This is a genomic window from Pristimantibacillus sp. PTI5, assembly GCF_048572955.1.
Lineage (GTDB): Bacteria > Bacillota > Bacilli > Paenibacillales > Paenibacillaceae > Pristimantibacillus.
This window is the reverse complement of the sequence record NZ_CP183886.1, coordinates 2,799,899-2,820,882: the sequence shown is the minus strand read 5'-3', so window position 1 is coordinate 2,820,882 and position 20,984 is coordinate 2,799,899. Positions and strand designations below refer to the sequence as shown.

General features: G+C 51.4%; 20 protein-coding genes. 13 read left to right on the top strand and 7 right to left on the bottom strand.

From position 1 onward, the window contains the following. The first annotated feature begins 302 nt into the window (after positions 1-302). The 5 genes from ggt (at position 303) to ACN6MW_RS12650 (ending at position 5,217) form a co-directional block, all read left to right on the top strand. The gene (gene ggt, locus ACN6MW_RS12670; RefSeq protein WP_419875715.1) at positions 303-1,883 is read left to right on the top strand and encodes a gamma-glutamyltransferase; all 1,581 of its coding nucleotides are present in this window, start codon (positions 303-305) and stop codon (positions 1,881-1,883) included. 35 nt (positions 1,884-1,918) lie between these two features. Beyond that, entirely contained in the window at positions 1,919-3,103 is a 1,185-nt protein-coding gene (locus ACN6MW_RS12665) for an amidase (protein WP_419875714.1), read from the top strand. Between the two features lie 24 nt (positions 3,104-3,127). Beyond that, complete coding sequence (locus ACN6MW_RS12660; protein WP_419875713.1) at positions 3,128-4,006, top strand: fumarylacetoacetate hydrolase family protein; 879 nt, start codon at positions 3,128-3,130, stop codon at positions 4,004-4,006. Between the two features lie 138 nt (positions 4,007-4,144). Beyond that, on the top strand, positions 4,145-4,843 hold the full coding sequence (locus ACN6MW_RS12655; RefSeq protein ID WP_419875712.1) for a pirin family protein: 699 nt from the start codon (positions 4,145-4,147) through the stop codon (positions 4,841-4,843). A 47-nt stretch (positions 4,844-4,890) separates the two neighbouring features. Continuing rightward, the gene (locus ACN6MW_RS12650) at positions 4,891-5,217 is read left to right on the top strand and encodes a hypothetical protein (RefSeq protein WP_419875711.1); all 327 of its coding nucleotides are present in this window, start codon (positions 4,891-4,893) and stop codon (positions 5,215-5,217) included. A gap of 120 nt (positions 5,218-5,337) precedes the next feature. Here the strand turns inward: ACN6MW_RS12650 and ACN6MW_RS12645 are convergent, their stop codons facing one another. Next, positions 5,338-5,469, bottom strand: coding sequence for a DUF4023 domain-containing protein (locus ACN6MW_RS12645; protein ID WP_419875710.1), 132 nt, complete (start codon positions 5,467-5,469; stop codon positions 5,338-5,340). Positions 5,470-5,726: 257 nt separating this feature from the next. Here ACN6MW_RS12645 and ACN6MW_RS12640 point away from each other — a divergent pair, with 257 nt between their 5' ends. Together ACN6MW_RS12640 and ACN6MW_RS12635 are read left to right on the top strand one after the other, a co-directional pair. Next, the gene (locus tag ACN6MW_RS12640) at positions 5,727-6,389 is read left to right on the top strand and encodes a hypothetical protein (RefSeq protein WP_419875709.1); all 663 of its coding nucleotides are present in this window, start codon (positions 5,727-5,729) and stop codon (positions 6,387-6,389) included. A 163-nt stretch (positions 6,390-6,552) separates the two neighbouring features. Beyond that, on the top strand, positions 6,553-6,783 hold the full coding sequence (locus ACN6MW_RS12635) for a cold-shock protein (RefSeq protein ID WP_053373644.1): 231 nt from the start codon (positions 6,553-6,555) through the stop codon (positions 6,781-6,783). A gap of 188 nt (positions 6,784-6,971) precedes the next feature. On the opposite strand, the gene ACN6MW_RS12630 is transcribed toward ACN6MW_RS12635, so the two are convergent. Further along, a complete protein-coding gene (locus ACN6MW_RS12630; protein WP_419875708.1) occupies positions 6,972-8,594 on the bottom strand; it encodes a response regulator transcription factor in 1,623 nt (540 codons plus the stop codon). After that, positions 8,591-10,519, bottom strand: coding sequence for a sensor histidine kinase (locus ACN6MW_RS12625; protein ID WP_419875707.1), 1,929 nt, complete (start codon positions 10,517-10,519; stop codon positions 8,591-8,593). The genes ACN6MW_RS12630 and ACN6MW_RS12625 overlap by 4 nt, the downstream gene beginning before the upstream one ends. A gap of 115 nt (positions 10,520-10,634) precedes the next feature. On the opposite strand from ACN6MW_RS12625, the gene ACN6MW_RS12620 reads away from it, so the two are divergent. The 3 genes from ACN6MW_RS12620 to ACN6MW_RS12610 all read left to right on the top strand — a co-directional run bounded on the left by ACN6MW_RS12620 (position 10,635) and on the right by ACN6MW_RS12610 (position 13,819). Further along, positions 10,635-11,522 carry a carbohydrate ABC transporter permease gene (locus tag ACN6MW_RS12620; protein WP_419875706.1) on the top strand — a complete coding sequence of 296 codons (888 nt, stop codon included), beginning with the start codon at positions 10,635-10,637 and terminating at the stop codon, positions 11,520-11,522. Further along, a complete protein-coding gene (locus ACN6MW_RS12615; RefSeq protein WP_419875705.1) occupies positions 11,522-12,355 on the top strand; it encodes a carbohydrate ABC transporter permease in 834 nt (277 codons plus the stop codon). The genes ACN6MW_RS12620 and ACN6MW_RS12615 overlap by 1 nt, the downstream gene beginning before the upstream one ends. Positions 12,356-12,502: 147 nt before the next feature. Then, positions 12,503-13,819: an ABC transporter substrate-binding protein gene (locus ACN6MW_RS12610; protein WP_419875704.1), complete on the top strand. Its 1,317-nt coding sequence runs from the start codon at positions 12,503-12,505 to the stop codon at positions 13,817-13,819. A gap of 79 nt (positions 13,820-13,898) precedes the next feature. On the opposite strand, the gene ACN6MW_RS12605 is transcribed toward ACN6MW_RS12610, so the two are convergent. Both ACN6MW_RS12605 and ACN6MW_RS12600 read right to left on the bottom strand, forming a co-directional pair. Continuing rightward, positions 13,899-14,357 carry a hypothetical protein gene (locus tag ACN6MW_RS12605; protein WP_364152036.1) on the bottom strand — a complete coding sequence of 153 codons (459 nt, stop codon included), beginning with the start codon at positions 14,355-14,357 and terminating at the stop codon, positions 13,899-13,901. A gap of 13 nt (positions 14,358-14,370) precedes the next feature. Beyond that, a complete protein-coding gene (locus tag ACN6MW_RS12600) occupies positions 14,371-14,673 on the bottom strand; it encodes a hypothetical protein (protein ID WP_419875703.1) in 303 nt (100 codons plus the stop codon). 243 nt (positions 14,674-14,916) lie between these two features. On the opposite strand from ACN6MW_RS12600, the gene ACN6MW_RS12595 reads away from it, so the two are divergent. Then, positions 14,917-16,023 (top strand): PP2C family protein-serine/threonine phosphatase, encoded by a 1,107-nt coding sequence (locus ACN6MW_RS12595; protein WP_419875702.1) that lies wholly within the window; start codon positions 14,917-14,919, stop codon positions 16,021-16,023. Between the two features lie 91 nt (positions 16,024-16,114). On the opposite strand, the gene ACN6MW_RS12590 is transcribed toward ACN6MW_RS12595, so the two are convergent. Beyond that, positions 16,115-17,215, bottom strand: coding sequence for a GGDEF domain-containing protein (locus tag ACN6MW_RS12590; protein WP_419875701.1), 1,101 nt, complete (start codon positions 17,213-17,215; stop codon positions 16,115-16,117). A 254-nt stretch (positions 17,216-17,469) separates the two neighbouring features. Here ACN6MW_RS12590 and ACN6MW_RS12585 point away from each other — a divergent pair, with 254 nt between their 5' ends. Together ACN6MW_RS12585 and ACN6MW_RS12580 are read left to right on the top strand one after the other, a co-directional pair. Then, positions 17,470-17,844 carry a hypothetical protein gene (locus tag ACN6MW_RS12585; protein ID WP_419875700.1) on the top strand — a complete coding sequence of 125 codons (375 nt, stop codon included), beginning with the start codon at positions 17,470-17,472 and terminating at the stop codon, positions 17,842-17,844. 166 nt (positions 17,845-18,010) lie between these two features. Then, a complete protein-coding gene (locus ACN6MW_RS12580) occupies positions 18,011-20,314 on the top strand; it encodes a helicase C-terminal domain-containing protein (RefSeq protein WP_419875699.1) in 2,304 nt (767 codons plus the stop codon). Here the strand turns inward: ACN6MW_RS12580 and ACN6MW_RS12575 are convergent, their stop codons facing one another. Next, positions 20,315-20,797, bottom strand: coding sequence for a hypothetical protein (locus ACN6MW_RS12575; protein WP_364152018.1), 483 nt, complete (start codon positions 20,795-20,797; stop codon positions 20,315-20,317). Positions 20,798-20,984: the final 187 nt, after the last annotated feature.

Here is a 20,984-nt window from a genome sequence, read left to right as displayed (position 1 = left end):
TTTCATTACCATATGTATAAATATATACACATTATCAGTCGTTTTCAATACAATAAATTAAAACTGATTACATTTTAGTTGCCTATCATTTGCGGAGATGGTATTTTAAATTCATATACAATGTTATATTATCTATCATAAAAAATAAACCGTTTACGAGTTTTATTTAGATATAGGAATGGATAAGTTATTCAACTTATAGGGATTCTTATCGTTCACCGCAAAACGGGCTTTTTGCCGCCAATGGATAACGGCAGCCGTTTGCGCTTGTTAGCAAATTATCATCATTGGGAGTGGTAGATGTGAATCAGTCCGTGGTTGGAACGAAAGCAATGGTTGTGAGTCCTCATTATTTAGCTACTGCGGCAGGCGCGCGCATGCTGGAGAAGGGCGGTAATGCTTATGATGCTGCGATCGCGGTCAGCGCCTGTCTTGCCGTTGTGTACCCGCATATGACCAGTCTCGGGGGAGATTCCTTTTGGCTCGGCTATCATCATGGCGAAGGCAAGGTTCGCGGCTATAATGCGAGCGGGCGTTCAGGCTATAAAGCGAATATCGGCGCCTATGCGGGTCTTGCAGCCATACCGAACCGGGGCATCGGCAGTATCGTCACGGTACCCGGCATGGTTGACGGCTGGGATGCGGTTCATCGCGAGTATGGCCGTTTGTCTTGGGCGGAAGTGCTGGCACCTGCCATAGACTATGCCGAAAATGGTTTTCCGATGTCGAATGATCAATATCAGAACACGGTTCATAATGAATCGGTGCTTGCGAGGTCGCTTGAAACCGCGGATATTTATCTGCCTGGCGGTCAGGCCGCGAAGACAGGCGAGCGCTTTAAACAGCTTGCGCTGGCCAAGACGCTGCGGCGGCTGGCGGAATTCGGGCGCGATGAATTTTATAAGGGAGAAACGGCAAAGGAAATCACGGATTTCCTCGGCAAGCATGACGGGCTTCTGACGGCGGATGATTTTACCGATCATCACGGGGATTGGGTAACGCCGGTCGAAGGCTCCTACCGGGGTTATACGCTTCATCAAATGCCTCCTAACTCCCAAGGTTTTTCTGCTATTATGGCTCTTCATATATTGGAACGGTTTAAGCTGGGTGAAATCGCGCATGGCTCGCATGATTATTATCAGCTGTGCATTGAGGCGCTTAAGCTGAGCTTCCGTGACCGGAACACCTACTTATCCGATCCCGCATTTACGAATGTGCCGCTTGAGCGGCTGTTGGATAAAAATTATGCGGCATCGCTTGCTGCCTCGATTGCACTCGACCGGGCCTCCTCGGAGAAATCGGAGGTGCTTGGCAGCGATACGGCCTATGCGGCCGCTGTCGATGAAGAAGGGAATTCCGTCTCCTTCATTCAAAGTCTATATTTCGAGTTCGGATCAGGCGTCGTAGCGGGGAATACGGGAGTATTGCTGCAAAACCGCGGCTCGTTCTTCTCGCTTGACCCGAATCATGTAAACAGCCTGAAGCCGGCCAAAAGAACATTCCATACCCTCATGCCGGCGATGGCCTGCCGTGATGGCAAACCGGCCGTGCTGTATGGCACGCAAGGCGGAGAGGGACAGCCGCAGACCCAAACCGCGATTTTTACCCGGATGATTGATTATGGAATGGATCCGCAGCAAGCGATTAACGAGCCTAGATGGGTTTGGGGCCGGACATGGGGAGAGCCGACACAGGAGCTGAAGATCGAGGGGCGCGTATCGCAGGAGGTTCTGGAATCGTTGGCGCAGGCGGGCCATATTGTGCGCAAAGTCAAGGATTTTGACGGGATTATGGGGCATGCGCATGCGATTATGCGCGATGAGCAAGGGTTCCTGCAGGGCGGATCGGACCCGCGCTGTGATGGCGCCGCAATAGGCTGGTAGTATCCAATAGGAGAGACATGGAGGCTGAAATCACGATGAAGCAAAGCTGGAACGCGTATGCAAATGAACAATTGGTTTTAGAGCCTCTAGCTCAGGGGAACTTAAGCGGAAAAACGTTTGCGGTCAAGGATGTGTTTAACATTGCCGGCCATACACCGGGTGCAGGCAATCCGGATTGGCTGCGGACGCACGGGCCCTCGACGGAAAACGCCGCAGTGATAGACCGCCTGCTCCGAAACGGTGCGAGGCTGGAGGGAACCACGCTTACGGATGAAGTAATGTACAGCATTAACGGAGAAAATGCCCATTACGGGACACCGGTCAATCCGAAAGCGTCTGGGCGCATACCGGGAGGATCCTCCAGCGGCTCGGCCGTCGCTGTATCGGCGGGGCTGGCAGACTTTGCGATCGGTACCGATACGGGAGGCTCGATCCGAGTGCCGTCCGCCTATTGCGGGATTTACGGCATTCGGCCAACGCATGGGGCGGTGGATGCACGCGGCTTGATCCCGCTTGCACCGAGCTTTGATACAGTGGGCTGGATGGCCCGCGATCCTCAGACGCTGCTTGAGGTGGGAAAAGTGCTTCTGGATACCGAGCCGTCTGCCGACCGGGGTTTTGCGCGGATGCTGTTCGCTCAGGATGTATGGTCATTAACGGATGACCACACAATATCGGCGGCATCCCGCTATTTTCCGGCACTGCGTGAAAGGACTCAGCAGCATGGGGAGGTTGTCGTGGCGCCGAACGGACTGCGGGAGTGGATGAACGCTTTTCGCATCATTCAGGGCTTGGAAATTTGGCGCGCGCACCAAGAATGGATCACACGCGTACAGCCCGTCTTCGGCCCGGGAATTGCTGAACGGTTTGCTTGGGCGAGCACGCTCAAGGAAGAGGAAAGCGGCGAGGCGTACAGGCTGCGAGAAACCGTGCGTTTCCGTATGAATGAGCTGCTCGGGACTGATGCCGTTCTTGTTCTGCCGACAGTGCCCGCGATAGCTCCGCTGCTTCAATTGTCGGGTTCCGAGGTGGAGCAGCGCCGTGTGCAAACGCTCGAAATGAGCTGCATAGCCGGACTTGCGGGACTACCGCAGGTGACGGTGCCAATTGCGGGAGAACACGGTTACCCGGTCGGCCTGTCTTTTGTTGCGGGCCGCGGGCAAGATTTGCGGCTGCTGGAATGGGTAGCTGACCACGTATCGGCAATTGTAGAGCCATAAGCTAAAGCAGAGGAGTGCTCACCGATGAAATTATCTACCGTAAAAATAAATGGCAATGAGCAAGCCGCGATTTCAGTCGCGAACGGGCTTGTCCTCATAGAAACGATTAACGAAGCGGAACGGGCAGGCTGGAGTACGGAGCTGTTCGAGCTGATTCGTCTTGGAGAGCTTGCGACTCTCACGGAATGGTACAACACCAGCGGCAAGGAGAAGCTGTCACAGCTTGCGTCTATTCCGTATGTAAAAGCAGAGTACGGCCCCCTCTACCGGCATCCCCGAAAAATTTGGGGCATCGGCCTAAACTACGTGAAGGATGCCGCGGAGCTTGCTGCTACGGATCCGAATGATGAGCCGGTCAGCTTTATGAAGCCGGATACGACCCTTATCGGCCCGCTCGATGCCATACGGATTCCACCGGGGGCGGGGACGATCACGGCAGAGGCCGAGTTAGGCATTATTATCGACAAGACTTGCAAAAACATAACGGAAGCTGAAGTATATGACGCCATCGCTGGCTATACGACGACGATCGACGTAACGGCATCCGATATCCACGCCAGAAATCAGCGGTACTTAACGAGAGCCAAAAGCTTTGATACCTTCTTTAGCTTCGGGCCTCAATTTATTACGAAGGATGAATTTCCCGATCTGCTGGACATTCACGTGGAGACGGCGCTTAACGGGGCGGCCGCGCATCGGAACAAAGTGTTTAACATGAAGTTTCGGCCCGCATTTGCGGTTTCTTTCCATTCGAAAGTAATGACGCTGCTGCCTGGGGATATTATTATGACCGGCACCCCCGGCGCTGTCGTTATTCGAGACGGAGATGTTGTGGAATGCCGCATCGAAGGCTTTGAGCCTCTGCTTAATCCGGTGCGCAATGGAGAGCCTGCTTTAAAATAAAGTAAAAAGGCGCCCGGCAGCTTTTGAGCTTTCGGCCGTCTTTTTGGTTTGTCTGCAAACGGGGGTTATAGCTTGCTTGATAGAAATAAAACTGCTATAAATAAGTAAGTAAATAAATAGTTGTTTGGAGGAGAGACGATGATCGACGTATTTCCCGCAGCTTCGCGGCATTCGGCGGATCTTGGCTGGCTGCGCAGCCAACCCAGCTTTTCATTCGGCGCTTATTATGATCCGAACCGAACGGGCTTTAGCGTTATGCGTGTGTGCAATGACGATTATTTGGCTCCGGGAAAAGGCTTTGGCGCCCATCCCCACAGCGACATGGAAATTGTCTCTATCGTATTGAACGGTCAGATCCGACATGAAGATAATCTCGGCAATTCGGTTGTATCCTCTTTTGGAGAGGTACAGCGCATGTCAGCGGGCACCGGTGTCATCCACACGGAATTCAACGCCTCGGAGGAGACGGAGCTGCGCTTGCTGCAGCTGTGGTTTATGCCGAAGGAGCGGGGCTTGGCGCCATCCTATGAAGCGAGCCGCTTCGATATCGACAAGCTGCATAATGCGCTGCTGCCTGTCGTCTCCGGGCAAGCGGATGGGCAGACAGCCTCGATAGGCCAAGACATGACCATCTATTTGAGCAAGCTGGAGCAGGGAAAGAATCTGGCCTACGCGGTCGAGCCTGGCCGCAAGCAATTTATCTATATCATTGAGGGCAGCCTTCAAGTGCATGGGGAAACGCTGGAGACTGGCGATACCGCACAGATCGAAGCGGCGGATGGGCTTTCTTTGGCCGCGTCGGCAGCCGTATTTTTTATGCTTATTGATTTGCCTTAGGCATACGAAGTAAGTTTGCATGCGCAAGCTTTTGGGAGGGGTTCGAGATGAAACAGACGTTTCAGGTGAAACACGCAGTGGGCGGGCGGATGTTTATTGATTCGAATAAACAGGATGTTCCCTATACGCTAATTCCGCAGGGACAGGGATGGAAATTCACGGTCAGCATGCCTTGGGGCCCGATGATTGAGGATGTGCTGGCGCACAAAGAAGAGCTGAACGTGTTTGTTTTTCAGGAATTTGACGATCAGCCGACTTTAAAAACCTGGTATTACGTCAAGGATGGCCCGGTTGAATTCGACGCGGCGGAGAGCAAGCTTACGATTATCGCGGATTCCCGCATCGAGTATTATCCGCATGAATATTCCGTTTAATACGGTAAGCCATGAAATCCATAGTGAAAAGGCCCTTAAGCGGCATAAGCGCTTAAGGGCCTTTTCACCAGGCAGGCTTACAACGAATGAATCTCGCTGGACAACCATGCTTTGTTTCCGCTATTTATTGGTGCTGTGCTGTTTAGTGCTCAGCCGCTCAGCCGGAGTGCCGTTGCCGCCGCGTCTTTTATTCATCTCGGCCTTTTGCTGCGTAGCCTTTACCTTAGCCACAAACTCGCTTGTGCTTTCCAAAACCATCATCCTCCTTTATTTTAAGCAGTGCATTGCAACTTCATTATTTAGAATAACCAACAATCGAGAAATCAGGCTCTCCATCCATATATTTATGAAACGGCGATTGAAAGCAGCGTTTGTCCTCCTTTATAATAGCCATATGTGCGTCATGGACAGCATATAATGGTACAACAGGCCCGGCGCAAACGATACATAGACAGAATGCGATATTGCGAAGTATGACTTAACATTCGGTTACACAAAGCGAGGTACTTATGTTTAGAGTGATTGCGCGGGCGCAAATGAGAGAAGGCTTTGAAGCGGAAGCGATGGAAGCCGCGAAACGGGAGCAAGCAGTTCATCAGCTGTTAGAGCAGGGCGAGCTGATGACGGCGGGCTGCTTCAAATGGGAACGCAATGTGTTCGTTTACTATGAGTGCGTGAATCGGCCGCTGGAGCCGGAGGTGCTTTTGCCGTCGATGGCGCCTTATCTGGAGGATTGGCCGGGGCATTCTGCGCCGCGGAAGTGGATCCCGATGACCGACGTGTTTCATTTCAACGAGCCTGCAAGCTATGAGCATTGGCTGCGCAAGGAAACGGTGGATCGCCGCGTAGGTAGGGTTGCGCATTTGAAGCCGGAGATGGCCGCGAGCTATATTTATTTTCATTACCAGCTCCAGGAAGAGCGGGCTTTCCATGGTCCGAAATACGAAATCATCGCGATGCACGAAAATTTACTGTTTGGCTATCAAGAGTTTCCAGCCGTTGTAGAGGAGCCGTTATTGCCAGGGAGACTAAGCACGGCAGGCACGCCTGCCGATTGGAACGACTCCAGGATGGATCTTCACTTTCAACCGTGGGAGGACGGACACCTGTATTTTAAGCCGATAGAGCAGCTGTTTACTTACTACAACGATTCCTCAAAAAAAGGCGCATGAGCATAGGCTGATATTTGCCTTTATTGGACGAAATATGGTACAATGAAATCAATTGCAAGTTTGAAGCAAATATTCACAATACACTGCTGTTTATAAATGATAACTGCCCCTAACCTATAAGTTCGAGGCAGTTTTTCCTTTTTTATCGCGAAGGGGGCTGACCATGTACAATCGTAAAAAACCGCTTGAAGAAATTCCGGAAGAAAACACGAAGGTATGGACATGCGAGACGGAAGGGTGCAACAGTTGGATGCGCGATAACTTTGCGTTTGATCACGTTCCGACTTGTTTAATCTGCCATGAACCAATGGTCAGCGGCGAGAAAATGCTGCCCGCGCTCAATAACTCCAATAGTGACATGAAGACGTTGAAAAAGGGTACGCCAATCATGTAGTTCCCTTATTCACGAACAGAAGCCGAGCCCCGCGCGAATGGTTAACGCCATTCGCGCGGGGCTCGGCTTTTTGCTTACAACGAAACGAAACGAGCTTCTGCCGCTAAGGACAGCGAAGGCCGTCGTTTACGCTAGGGTTTTTATAAATTCGCATAACGCCTGCTTTTGCCGCTAGAGGCAGCAGCAGCCTACGAATCTCCGCCAAAAAGATGCTTTCGATAATCGTTAGGCGAGCAGTTTGTTCGTTTCTTAAAGACCCGGCTGAAATATTTCTCGTCCTGGAAGCCGACAAGCTCTGCGACCTGCGAAATTTTCAGCTGTCCGTTCGCCAGCAGCTCCTTCGCCCGTTTAATCCGCACCTCCGCAATGAAATCGGATAAATTCCCATTCGTTTCTTGTTTGAATTTCCGTGATATATATTCTCTGCTCAAGAAAAACCGCTCCGATATGTCCTGCAGCGTAATTTCCTCATGCGGGTGCTGTTCGATGTATTCGGCAATGTCTTCGATGACGCTGCGTTCTTTGTCGCGCTCCGCTAATTGTGCGGCGAGCTCGCAAGCCTCCGTAAATACAGCATGCTTCCATTGTTCAAAATCAAAAACACCATGGGCATCGACAGGCAATAATACCTGCTCCTCCGCTTTCGGGGCCTGCTCCGAAATACTGCCGCGGTCATTTTTGGATTCCCATATCGACTTGGCCAGCTCGTATTGCTGGCGCCAAACGAGAAGCTGCTCTAACGATACGCTGCCGGCTTGTTCAAGCGTATCAAACCACGGCTTTAAGGCGCGGCGAATTTGCTCTTTGTTGCCGCTGAGAACGGCAAAACGCAGAGATTCCTCATGCTCGCTGAAGAGCTGCTGCGTGTTTTTGCTGCCGGGGGCGGCAGTGCTGAACGGATGGCAGTAAGTATGGTTAACGAGCAGATTTCGGCGCAGCAGCGCAAGCTTAGCTTGCTGATAAGCGCCGGCTGCGGCTTCAGGGAAGGCGGCTGGGTGGCCGAGCCCAAAGTGGAACCGCGTTTTAAGCGCCAAGGACATGGCATCGTTCATTTCGGCTATCAGCTCTGGAGCCTGCACGCCCTCGCCCCAGAACAGAAGCAGCAGCTCCTGCTCATGTCCCCGGTGGCGAAAGGCGAAGCCAAGCTCCTTCTCCTTCAGAAACTCATTGCAGATATTCGTCAGCGAGAATAACAGCAAATCCAGTCCGTCCGCAAACTTTTCCCTTACCGCAGGCGAGGTCAGATCAAGCCTCACGATTGCGATGCGCGCTCTAGTAACCGGGGACGTAATGCCGAGCTCCCGTTTCAGCGTATCGGCAAAGCTTGAATAAGTGCCGGGCTCATTAATTATCGCCGAAAAATACTGCTCCAAATACATCGGCTTCAGCTGGTTCAGCTCGATATTCATTTTGCGTTTGCGGGTACGCTCCTGTTCCTCCGTCGTCCAGCTGTCCACCGCTTTGGTCAAAGCGCTCACCAGCTGCTCGGCATCGATCGGCTTCAAAATATAATCGACCCCGCCGTACTTTACCGCATGGCGAACAAAGCTGAAGTCATCATGGCCGCTGATCACGATGATTTTGCTGGCGGGCGCATGCTCGGCCGCCCACTGCAGCAACTCCCTGCCGTCCATGTTCGGCATCATCATATCGGTGAAAATAATCTCGGGCTTCTCGTCTCGGATCAAGCCCGTAGCGGCTGCGCCGTCTTGTGCTTCGAGCAGCGTATCGATGCCAAAATGGTCCCAGGGAACGAGCAGGCGAATCGCTTCCCTCACATGCTTCTCATCGTCTATGATTAATGCCTTCATCCTTCATTCTCCTTCACCAGCGGGATATGGATCGTAACGGAAAAGCCGTGCGGCTGCACATGGCGCAGCTCCATTGCAGCGGTTGAGTCAAAATGCAGGCGCAGCCTCGAGAGCACGTTATGCAGGCCAATTCCCCCGTCCTCCTGGTTATTCTCGCGCGCGGCGCCGAGCTTTGGCACCTTGTTCAGCTGCAGCAGAACCTCCTGAAGCCGATCCTCCGGCAGGCCGCAGCCATTATCCTGTACCTCGATGGACAGCAGCTGTCTCGGTTCATCCAAGAAGCATGTAATAACCAGCACGGAAGGCTCCTCTGACGATTGCACGAAGCCGTGCTTGAAGAAGTTTTCGAGCAGAGGCTGCAAAATCATTTTTGGAATCAAAATGCGTTTGGCCTGCTCGTCGATTTTCAGTTGAATATGCAGGGCGGTATCAAAGCGCTGCTTCTGCAGATCAAGATAAGCTTGTACATAATCGAGTTCCCGGCTGAGCTCGACGACCGCATCCATCGTGTTCATCTGGTAGCGCATCATTTTGCCCAGGGAAGTTATGAGCGAATAGGCTTTCGTATCCCCATGCTGGAGCGAGACGGTGCCGATCGACTGCAGCGCGTTGTAGAGAAAATGCGGGTTTACCTGGGCCTGCAGCGCTTTCAATTCATTCGTCTTGTTGGCGATCTCGAGCCGGTACTCGGTCAAAATCAAATTGTTGATCGTCTGCATCATGGAGCGGAATCGCCGGGCAAGCAGGCCGATTTCATCATTGCTGTGGATATCGATCGACACGTTCAAATTACCCGTTTCAATTTTGTTCACGTAACCGATCAGACGCAGCAGCGGCTTTGTAAACCGGATGGAAATGAATAAGGTAGCCAATACCACGACGGCAAGGAAGGCGATTCCGACGGCTGTATTGATGCGGGCTATGCGGTCGGCAGCGCTGTACAGATGCTTGTAAGGCGTTTGCTTAATTAAATACCAGTCCATATAGGGCGTCTTGATCCGGTCATAAAAGACCATGCCGTCGAAGGCTTCCGTTTTCCAATCGAAATGCCCGCTGTCCTGCCCCGAGTTCAAAACCGTCCCGAACCAGCTTTGCTTGGCGGCGGTGCCGATCTCGTTTTTATCCGAGGATAACACGATTTGGCCGCTCGAATCCATGATGTAGAAGCTCTCCTCGCCGCTGTCATAAAGCTGGCGGTTCAAATCCTCTAACACCGACAGCCGTACATCGATGGACAGCTCGGCAAGCAGCTTTTCGCTCGGAGCAAGGAAGATCGGGCGATGCAGCGTGAAGACCATTTCCTCGCTTGCGGCCGACTTCAGATCGACGAGCCCGTAATTATGGCTTTTATGCGACGGTTCAATATAGGCTTTCTTGGCCGTTTCCGGGATGGAGCCTGCGTTTTGCCCTACTTTGATATCGTCGTTCCAGAGAAGGTAAGTCGCGTTTTGCTTCACGACATAGAGCCTGACTTTATGAAATTCGCTTACGCTTTGATAGATGTTGTAGAGGTGGTCTTTCAGCAGATTGCGGTTGCGGATGACATCGGTAATATCGTTCGGGAATACCTCGTCCTCCATGCTGTGCTCCAAAATATAATACAAGGAGCGAGGCACGTTCATCGCATTATAGACGGCGAGCGACTTTTGGTTGATATTGTTCATGTAGTTCATGATGTTGGTTTTTCCGAGCGACAGCAGCCGGTTATTTTTGGCGATGGCTTCTTCGGTTATGGATTTGGTGGTTGCATTATAAGAGATAATCATGGAGGTGGCAATGGGCAAAATCGTTGCCGCAAGCAGCAGGAGCATGAGTTTTTTTCGAATGGTGTTAAATGGCTTAGCCGTATTCATGATCACGATCGCCCGCTTTCTGTACATCTCGCTCTTGCATACACAGTAACCGATCAGGCTGCGGATGGTCAATATAGTCCACCTACCTTATCATCATCCTCTGTGTTCCATTGGCGGCCATCGGTTTTATACTGGGTATATCAAAACAGCTATATTCCGTCAGGGGAAAGAGAAGGGGGACGAGAGGATGTCCAAAAAAATCAAATGGACCGAATGGGCCCAGCAAACCGTGTTTGTCGGCCCGGGACTAATTGCCTTTATACTGATTGTGCTTGCGCCGTTCGTGATGGGCTTTTACTACACGTTTACGGAATGGAACGGGATGGATCTCGGCAACGCGAAATGGACCGGAATGAAAAATATCATAAAAATTTTCACCGATGATACTAGGTTTTGGAACGCGTTCTGGTTTACGACTAAATTTACGGCTGCGGCCGTCGTTGTCACCAATGTAACGGCATTTCTGCTGTCGCTGCTGCTGACGCGCAACCTAAAGAGCCGCAACTTCCTGCGGACGGTGTTTTTTTTGCCTAACGTCATTGGGGGATTGCTGCTCGGCTACATTTGGTACTTCATCTTTGTGCGGGGCTTCCGGGCGATCGGGGAAGCAACGGATATCGGCTTCTTCAATTTACAATGGCTCGGTACGCCGAATACGGCCTTTTGGGGAATCGTGATTGTATTCGTTTGGCAAACGGCAGGTTACATGATGATTATCTACATTGCGGCGATGATCAGCGTGCCGAAGGATTTAATCGAGGCTGCCAAGATCGACGGAGCTGGCGCGTGGCAGCTGCTGCGTTCCGTAACCGTACCGCTGATCATGCCGGCGATTACGATTTGCTTGTTCTTAACGACCTCCAACTCGTTCAAAATGTTCGATCTTAACCTGTCGCTCACCGCCGGCGGACCCGGCAATGCGACGGAATCGATCGCGCTCAACGTATACCGCGAGGGGCTAGTTAACAACCGTTACGGCCTCGGCACGGCAAAAGCAATGATCTTTTTCTTTGGGGTCGCGCTGATTACCGTCACGCAGGTATGGATTACGAAAAAGAAAGAGGTGGAGGCATAATGGAAAACAGACAGCGCTACACTCCCCTCATCCTGCTGCTGGAGCTTGTCGCTATTGCGGTTTCGCTAATCTTTCTGGCACCGTTTTACTTTTTGCTCACGAACTCGTTTAAAGAGCTCAAATACATTCTGCTCAATGCCGCCTCGCTTCCGGAGAAGCTGGGACTGGATAATTTTAAGCGGGCTTGGGTGGCCATCGATTTCCCGACGGTATTCCTCAATTCGTTTATGGTGACGTCAATCAGCGTGGTGCTGCTCGTCGTCATTAGCTCGATGATGGCTTACCGCTTGGTGCGCCGTCCAACGACCTTCAACAAGATGCTGCTCACGGTGCTAGTCGCCGCGATGATCATTCCGTTCCAATCGGTGATGCTGCCGCTCATGCGCATTACTTCCCTATTCGAGCTTCGCGGCCATCTATATGGTATCGTAATTTGTTACATGGGCTTTGGCATATCGTTATCGATGTTTCTGTATCACGGCTTCATTAAGTCCGTTCCGCTCGAGGTAGAAGAGGCGGCGGTGATGGACGGCTGCTCTCCTTACGGCGTGTTCTGGCGAATCGTATTCCCGCTGCTGAAGCCGATTACGGTGACGGTCATTATCCTGAACGTGCTGTGGATCTGGAACGACTATTTACTTCCGGTCTTGGTTATTAATGATAATCTGACAACGATTCCGCTGGCGGTGCAGAAGTTTTTTGGCCAATATTTGCGCAAATGGGATTTGGCTATGGCAGCGCTCACGCTGAGCACGATTCCGATCATTATCTTTTTCTTATTTCTGCAAAAGCATATTATTGAAGGTATAACGGCTGGATCCGTAAAAGGATAAAATTAATGCTGAATATATGGAAGTTATCAACATATTACACCTATTAGTGCAATATATTCGGTGTTGTGCCAGCTAGTTGCACAATTATAATGACGATGTAAGCGTTACAAAACAGAATCATATATAAAATTTGCGGGAGGTCATAAGATGAAAAGAATTTCCTTTCTTATGTTAGCGGCTATTATGCTCATCGTTCTGGCAAGCGGCTGCGGCAGCAACAACAACGGCGGAAACGCAACAAATGCGCCAACGGAAGCTGCCAATGCAGGCAAGACAGAGGAGCCCACGGAAGCTCCGAAGAAGGACGTTACGATTAAAGTGTTCCAATTTAAAGTCGAGATTGCCGAGGCGCTTGGGAAACTGGCTGCCGAGTACGAGAAGGAAACTGGCGTTAAGGTGGAAATCGAGACGCATGGCGGCGGCGAGGACTACAGCGCATTGCTGAAAGCGGAGCTTGCTGCCGGCGAAGAGCCGGAAATCTTCAACTCTGCGGGCTGGGCCGGGTTCGAGCCTTACGTGGACCGAGCTACCGATTTGACAGGCGAGGCTTGGACCAAAGATTTGGTAGAAGCGTCGAAAGCGCAAATTACGCGTGACGGCAAGCTGCTCGGCATGCCGATGAACCTTGAAGCTTATGGCTTCACCTATAACAAGGATCTGTTTGCCAAAGCGGGCATCACCGAGCTTCCGCAAACGCTTGAGGATCTCGAGGCCGTTGCCAAAAAGCTCAAGGATGCAGGCATCACGCCATTTGCGCTCACTTCCGAGTGGTGGTCGATGGGGATCCATACGCTGAATATCGCCTTCGCGAACCAAGCGGACCCGGCTGCATTCATCGAGGATGTAAAAGCGGGTAAAGTGAAGCTGAAGGACGACCCGATCATGAAGCAATGGATACGCCTGGTGGACATTATGTTCGCCAACGGCCAAGACAATGCGTTGACAACGGATTACAACACGCAGGTAGCAGAGTTTGCGGCTGGCAAATACGCAATGATTCAGCACGGCAACTGGATTCAAGGCATGATCGACGAGATCGATCCGGCGCTTAACCTCGGTATGATGGCTGTGCCGCTTCAAGGCAAACCGAACGTATTTACAGGCGTGCCGAACAATTGGATCGTGAACAGCAAATCCGACCAAGTGGAAGAAGCGAAAGCGTTCTTGAACTGGATGGTTACATCGGAAACAGGTAAAAAATTCATCTCCACTGACTTTAAATTTGTACCGGCATTGTCTTCGATCGAACCAAATCCAGAAGCAGTAGGCAAAATCGGCGGCGACTTCGCTACTTTCGCGAATGCAAGCCCTGATCAAGTGAAAGGCTGGAACTGGGACCGCTTCCCGGACGGCATCACGCAGCAATGGGGTGCGGCTATGCAGGAGTACCTCGGCAAGCAAATTACAAGCGACCAGCTGCTTGATAAATTCGACAAAGCGGTACAGGATATCGTGAAAAAATAAATCGGCAAAGCAAAAAGCTCCGCACCCGTGCGGAGCTTTTTTTCATAAGCATTTTTGATGTTCAAGGAAAATAAGCCTATTAATTGGAAGGAATGATTCGAATATCCTTATCCAAATTAGCAAGCATCATGTAATTGCGGTTGAAAGTAAAGATGCGTTTTACTTGATAATAAGACATCGTCACAGCCGTGAATGCTTCGCTGAGCGAGAAGCGGAGCTCGGGCCTGTCCATAAGCAGTCTGCGCGATTCCAGCTCAAACTCGGGGCCGCTGGAGATGACCTCCAGCCTGCCTTTGCTTACTGCCTTATCAATGGCATTCAGAAAGTATTCCGCCTGCTGATAGCTGTATTCATTGCGAAGCCATTCGTGAAGGCCAAATATAATGGAATTGGTCGTCACGTAATTGCGTTCAAGATCATGCAAATCCAGAAACAAGGTTCGGGCTTTCAAATAACGCGGGTCTTCAGGGTTCATTAAAGCGGCTAAAGCTGTTTCATCCAGAAAAACCGTATCCTGAATGTTCAAGTGGTGATCCATTTGTCAGCACTCCTTAATCCTCTAGTTTGCAAATGCCATCCAAATATAGAAGCGGGTTATCTTCCTTCTGATCCACTGAGACGGGGGTTGCTTCATATGGGAGGCTTGCCAGGTATTGGACAACGATTCCATTGACGATCGCTTGCACGGTTGTATGCTGCATATCGGCGATTGCTTTCAGCTCGACATAATATTGCGGATTGAGTTCAATAGCGCTATCTTCTTGTTCTTCACTACTTGAAGAAATGAATTCAGAAGCGGTAGACTTTACTTTTTCGAATTGGTTTTGAATGAAGCGTTTGTAATTATTCACCATCGTGATTCACTCCTTACGTAAAGCTTTTATATAGATTCGTCGAATTTTGTCAATTTCAGGGGGTAATGACGGGTGGAAAGCCGGCTTCCGGCAAGAGGATTGCGCAGACGCAAACATAAAAGCTTGCTCCTCTCAATATGATTTTAGATGAAGGCCATTGGCGGCGCGGAGCATCTAGGGCGGGATCTCAGCAGTACGCTAAGCCGGATGGCAAGCTGTACACAAGGCGGAGGTGATCGGATCGTGAATAGAGGAGCCAAAGGATTAGCGCTGATTTGGGTGCTGCTGATGGCTGCCTATGCTGCGGTTAAGTGGATGCCGGCAGCGCAGCCGGATTGGTTGTGGAACGGGCAGCAGGCAGAGAGGATAAGCTTGGTGCTGGGTTGGATCGTTATGGGCGGGGCTGTGATCCTGGCAGCAGTCTTTCTATTCCATATGGTTAGTAATCAGCGGAAAGGCAAGCCTGGCAGCGATGCAGCAACGGTTCAAGAGACAGGGGAGAAGATGGTTATCGGGCTATCCGCGGAGCTTTCGCAGCCAGCTGTCGAAACGCTAAAAGCAGCGCAGGGGGAGCCTGCGGTTTCTGTCGCTATTCATGTCATGGCCGGCTCTGCGCAGCATATCGGAGAGCGCGAGGAGCAGCAGGACGCGTATTGTTTCTCATCTTATGAGGATACGGAGGCGATCAAACGTCGCGGCATGCTGGCGGTACTCGCGGACGGGATGGGCGGTTACGAGATGGGCAAGGAAGCGGGCCAGCTTGCATCGCTTACCATGCTGGATGAATATACGAAGAAAAAAACGGAGGAATCCGTGCCGCGGGCGTTGGCGGAGGCGCTGCAGCTCGCCAATAAAGCCGTGTATGAGCTTGCGCTGGAGCATGAGCTGGAATGGTGCGTAGGCACGACGCTGGCTGCCGCTGTTATTCATGAGGATAAGCTGTACTGGATATCGGCTGGGGACAGCCGCATCTACTGGTACCGCGGCGGCAGGCTGCTTGCTTTAACGAAGGACCATATTTATGCGAATCGGCTGCAGGAAAAGGTAATCGCCGGCGAACTTACGCAGGAAGAGGCGGATACGCATCCGGAACGCCATTTATTAACCAGTTATCTAGGGATTCCGAGGGTAACGGAAGTGAATGCGAATCAGATCCCGATCCGTCTCTTGGCGGGAGATTGGGTTATTTTATGCAGCGATGGGCTGTATGACGATTTATCGGTCGAGCTGCTGGAGGATGCGATGCGCTACACACCTAATGAGGCAGCCGCATTTATTGTAAAGCATGTGCTTGCGCAGGAGAGACCGTATCAGGATAATGCGACTATCGCGATATTGGCGTGTTATTAACGATTGCGGCTTCGCATGAAACGCCGGTTAACAGGGACAGGGCTGTCTCTCAAGGTTAATCCCTTGAAAGACAGCCCTGTTTCTTTTTTGCCTATTGCATCGTCGTACGGTTTTTTCCCTCGCTCTTCGAGACATAGAGCGCTTGATCGGCTTGCTGGAAGGCATTTTCCTTCGTTTCGCCAACCGCAACCGCATGCAGGCCGATGCTTACGGTCACATGGCGGTGGTTCATTTCCGGAATGGGACTGCCCGCAATCGCTTTTCTTAGCTTTTCAATGATGAGCCAAGCGGCTTCAATACCGTCTTCTTGCAAGAGGATGACAAACTCCTCGCCGCCATAGCGGGCGGCAAAGCTTTTGCGGCTAATATGGGCTGCAATGCAGGCTGCAGCCTGCTTAAGCGCGATATCGCCTGCCCAGTGCCCGAACGTATCGTTGACCTGCTTGAAATTATCGATATCGATGATGGCGATCTGTATCGGGAAGGGATGCAGCTTTTGATCGGCCAGCAGCTCCTCGAAATGTTCATGGAACGATTTATGGTTGTGCAAGCCCGTCAGCGGGTCGATCATGACCATACGCTCCATCAGAATCGTCTGAATACGCAGCTCCTGCTCGGACTGCTGGACCATGTCAAGCTGTGCAACGAGCTCGCTTCCGCGGCGGATTACCGCAAGTCCGGTAAAAGCGGCAATGAACATAAAACAAAACATGATAAGCATTTCGACAATATCCGATGTTGTCCGATGCTCGGCATAATAGTAGGTGCCATATAGGACGAGGGAGCTGAGAGCCAGGCAAATAATCAAATATTTTTTTTTGAAATAGATGATCGAAATAAGCAGCGGAAACAACAGCACAATAGGCGCGACCGCAAAATGATCATTGAGGAAATGAAAATACATAAACGATAATGCCATGGAGGCGGAAATGATCGCCCCCTCTGACCGTCTCGGATAAAACCGGTGGCATAGCTCGAGAATGACCATGATAAACAAAAACACGGTATCGGGTATGAGCATGTCCTTGGATAAATAATTCATTGGCGTAAAAGAAGGCACCAAGGGTGCGATAACTTCATAAATAAGCAATTGCAAGGCAAACACGAAAATGGAAACAACCCACAAAATATTGAGGATTAACCGGTTCCAATTTAAGGTGATCAGCAAGCTGTGAAGATGCGGCCTATTCATAATCGCCTCCATTTCAAAATATAAGCATCTATAGATTTTTCGACATAGCGGGTTCATAGCTTTCGCCGCAACAATACCAGCTTTACCGCTAAATGACAGCAATAACCGTATACGCTAGGGTTGCGGTTCGTTTAGGGTTCGACAATTTTGCGGCGGCTCCTTTTTTTTTCGACAAAAACTGCACTACTTTTTTTGATTAGAATCACGGGGGTAGTGGGTAATATAGGATAGATACGTCTAAGGAGGTAATCAAAATGGATAACGCTCGCGAACGCGATAAAGAGCATTCGAACAGTCTGGCAACGGAAAAAGATATCGATCCTTCCTTCGGTTTGTTTACGGAAGAGACGCGGGAAGGCGTTGTACCGGATGCAGCGGAGCTCCTGTCAAAGCAGCATCCGCGCGAGAACGCCCATGTGCATGAGTCGCATATTCCGGCCGCAATCGAATCGTATGACGAGGTGGATACCGCTGAGGAAATTTCAGAGGAGCTTGCCGCTGTTCCGGATGCGGACGTCATTGCGAAGGATAGCCCGGTCGATCCGGCATCCCCTGGCGATGAATTTCACGGCACGGACCTGCTGAACGGCGTTGGCAACCATCCTGAGGAAGAAACCGAAGAGCTTTAATTCACAGGACGATACGGCTCCTTAACTAAAGATAGAGAAGCACCTTCAAGTCCATTTGCCTAAATGGACTTGAAGGTGCTTCTTTTGTCTGGCTGGTCATTAGATACGGCGCTTGTGGTACAATTGAGGAACAAATGTTCTTTATGGGAGCGATCGAGAAGAGATTATGCTAAATAAGGATACGGTTACGATATCGGTGAGGCATTTGGTCGAATACGTGTTTTTAAGCGGAAGCATCGACGTAAGACTGAATGCGATAGATACGATGCACGAGGGAACGAAAGCACATCAGAGAGTACAGCGGACCTATGGGGAAGAGGACCGGAAGGAGGTCTATGTAAAGGCGGAGATTGCGGTCGATGAGCTGGTGTTTACGCTTGACGGGCGCTGCGACGGGCTGCTCGGAACAGAGCCGCTGCTTACCGTGGATGAGATTAAATCGACCGGCGGCGACCTGGAGCGAATAACGGATGACGGCTATCCCGTACACTGGGCGCAGGCTCTGTTCTATGCCTATATGTATGCGAAGGAGCATGGGCAGGAGGCGATGCGCGTGCAGCTGACTTATGTGCAGACGGAGACGGAGGAAGAGCGGCGCTTCTTGCGTGAGATCAGCTTCGCCGAGCTGGAGCAGTATGTCCATGAGATCGCTGCGCGGTATGCCCCTTACGTCCGGCAGCGCCGAAGGCATGAACAGGCCCGGAACGAGAGCATCCGCGGGCTAGCTTTTCCGTTTGAGACTTACCGGGCGGGGCAGCGGAAGCTGGCGGGCGCGGTATATAAGTCGATTGAAGAGGGCGTGCGTTTGTTTGCGAAGGCGCCTACGGGCATCGGGAAGACGATATCAACGACCTATCCGGCCATCAAAGCGATGGGTGCAGGTATGCTGCAGCGGTTTTATTATTTGACGGCGCGGACGACGACGAGAGCCGCGGCCGAGGACGCGCTGCTTTTTATGAAGAGCAAAGGACTGCATTTGCAAGCCGTGACGATAACGGCTAAGGATAAGATCTGCTTCCAGGAGGAGGTGCGCTGCGAGAAGGAGCATTGTCCTTACGCAGAGGGGTATTATGACCGGATTAACGGCGCGGTGCTGGATATTCTGGAACAGGAAACGGTGATGACAAGGCCGGTTATTGAAGCCTATGCCCATAAGCATCGCGTATGCCCGTTTGAATATTCGCTGGATTTGGCCTATGCGGCGGATGCGGTTATCTGTGATTATAATTATATATTTGATCCGCGCATCTCCTTCAAGCGTCAATATGCGGAGATGAAGAAGCGGACGGCGCTGCTTGTGGACGAGGCGCATAATCTGGTCGACCGGGCAAGGGAGATGTTCTCGGCAGAGCTGGCGAAGGCACCGTTCCTGGCTCTGCAGCGCGAGCTTAAAGGAGTGCATGGCGAGGGCTTCCGCACGGCGAAGGCCGTGAACGATTATTTCATTGCCCTGCGCAAAAGCAGCGACGGCGCGCCTCACATGGTCGAGCGGCAGCTGCCGGAGGAGCTGGCCGCGCTTGTCGATGCCTTCGCATCGGCCGCGGAACAGGCGCTTGCGGCCGGCGTAAGCGGCGGCGGGCTGCTGCTGGATACTTATTTTGCGGCGCAAAATTTTATACGAACAGCCAAGCTGTTCGATGACCGCTATGTCGTATACACCGAGCTCTCGAAAAGCGATGTCCGGCTGAAGCTGTTTTGCCTGGACCCCTCGCAGCTGCTGAAGCAGATGGGGAAAGGCTACCGGTCGCATATTTATTTCTCTGCGACCCTCTCGCCGGTTTCCTATTACATGGACATGCTGGGGGCGGGAGAGGATGATTATACGCTGGCGGTACCCTCGCCTTTCTCGAAGGATCAGCTTAACGTAATGGTCAAGCCGCTGTCGACTCGCTATCATGACCGCGATGAATCGAAGCTGCCGATTGCGAAGCTGATTGTGCAGCTCATGGGCGAGCGCCCGGGCAATTATTTTGTATTTTTTCCATCGTACGCTTACATGAACGCGGTTTACGAGACGTATATGGAGCTTATGGAGTGGTCGGTTCCGTCGGGCGCGGCTTCAGGTGCGGAAGTGCTGCTGCAAAGACCGGATATGACAGAGGAGGAGCGGGATCGCTTCCTGGATACGTTTCAAGCGGGTAACGGGAATTCTTTGATCGGCTTCGCCGTTATGGGCGGCGTATTCTCTGAAGGCGTTGATTTGGCCGGAGACCGCTTGATCGGAGTGATCGTCGTTGGCGTAGGGCTGCCGCAGCTAGGCGTCGAACGGAATATGCTGAAGGATTATTTTAACGAGCAGGGCAAGAGCGGCTACGATTACGCGTATGTGTTTCCCGGCATGAACAAGGTGCTGCAGGCGGGCGGCCGCCTAATACGCTCGGAAACCGATCGCGGGACGCTCGTGCTCATAGACGATCGGTATTTACAGCCGCAGTACCAGCGGCTTTTGCCGGAGGAGTGGAAGGGCTGATTACATGGCGGAATCGGATTCCGCTTTGGCGGCTCTTTTTGGAAGCAGCGAAACGGCGCCGAACTTTTTCTCTACGTAAGCCGCGGCTGACAGCGTAAGCAGCAAGCCGAGAAGTGATCCGCAGACGGATAAAGGAATGACCCATAATAACGACGGCTTGGTAAAGAACGGAATGAGCGAAACGGCCAATATCGGAGGCGCATTCCATTTGAATTTGTTAATTAGATATAGAACGCTCAAGAGCGTGAGAAGCAGGGACAGCACGCCGGGATTCCAATAAACGAATACAGATCCGATAAGCGATGAAATGACGGCGCCCAAGGCAATTTTGCTCACTTCAGCTTTCTCGAACGGACGCGAGATGAAGAGCAGGCTGAAGGCGCCCAGCGTAGGGAAAAACAAGGAATGCATAGAAGGAATATGAGAGGAAATCCAGTAAATCATGATGATATAAAAACAGATGGCATAGGTTCTGATCTGCATGCTGCTGGCTCGCCTTCTTTCTTAGTTGGATAAACCGATAACTTTACTCAGCATGTAACATTTTACTCCGGGCATTCTTGTACAGTCAATTGCTTAAATGTGACATTTTTAATGACGCCGATCGGAAAGCAGCGGGATTTCACGGCAATAAAGCCCATCCGAAAAATCCGGATGGGCCCTGAAATAA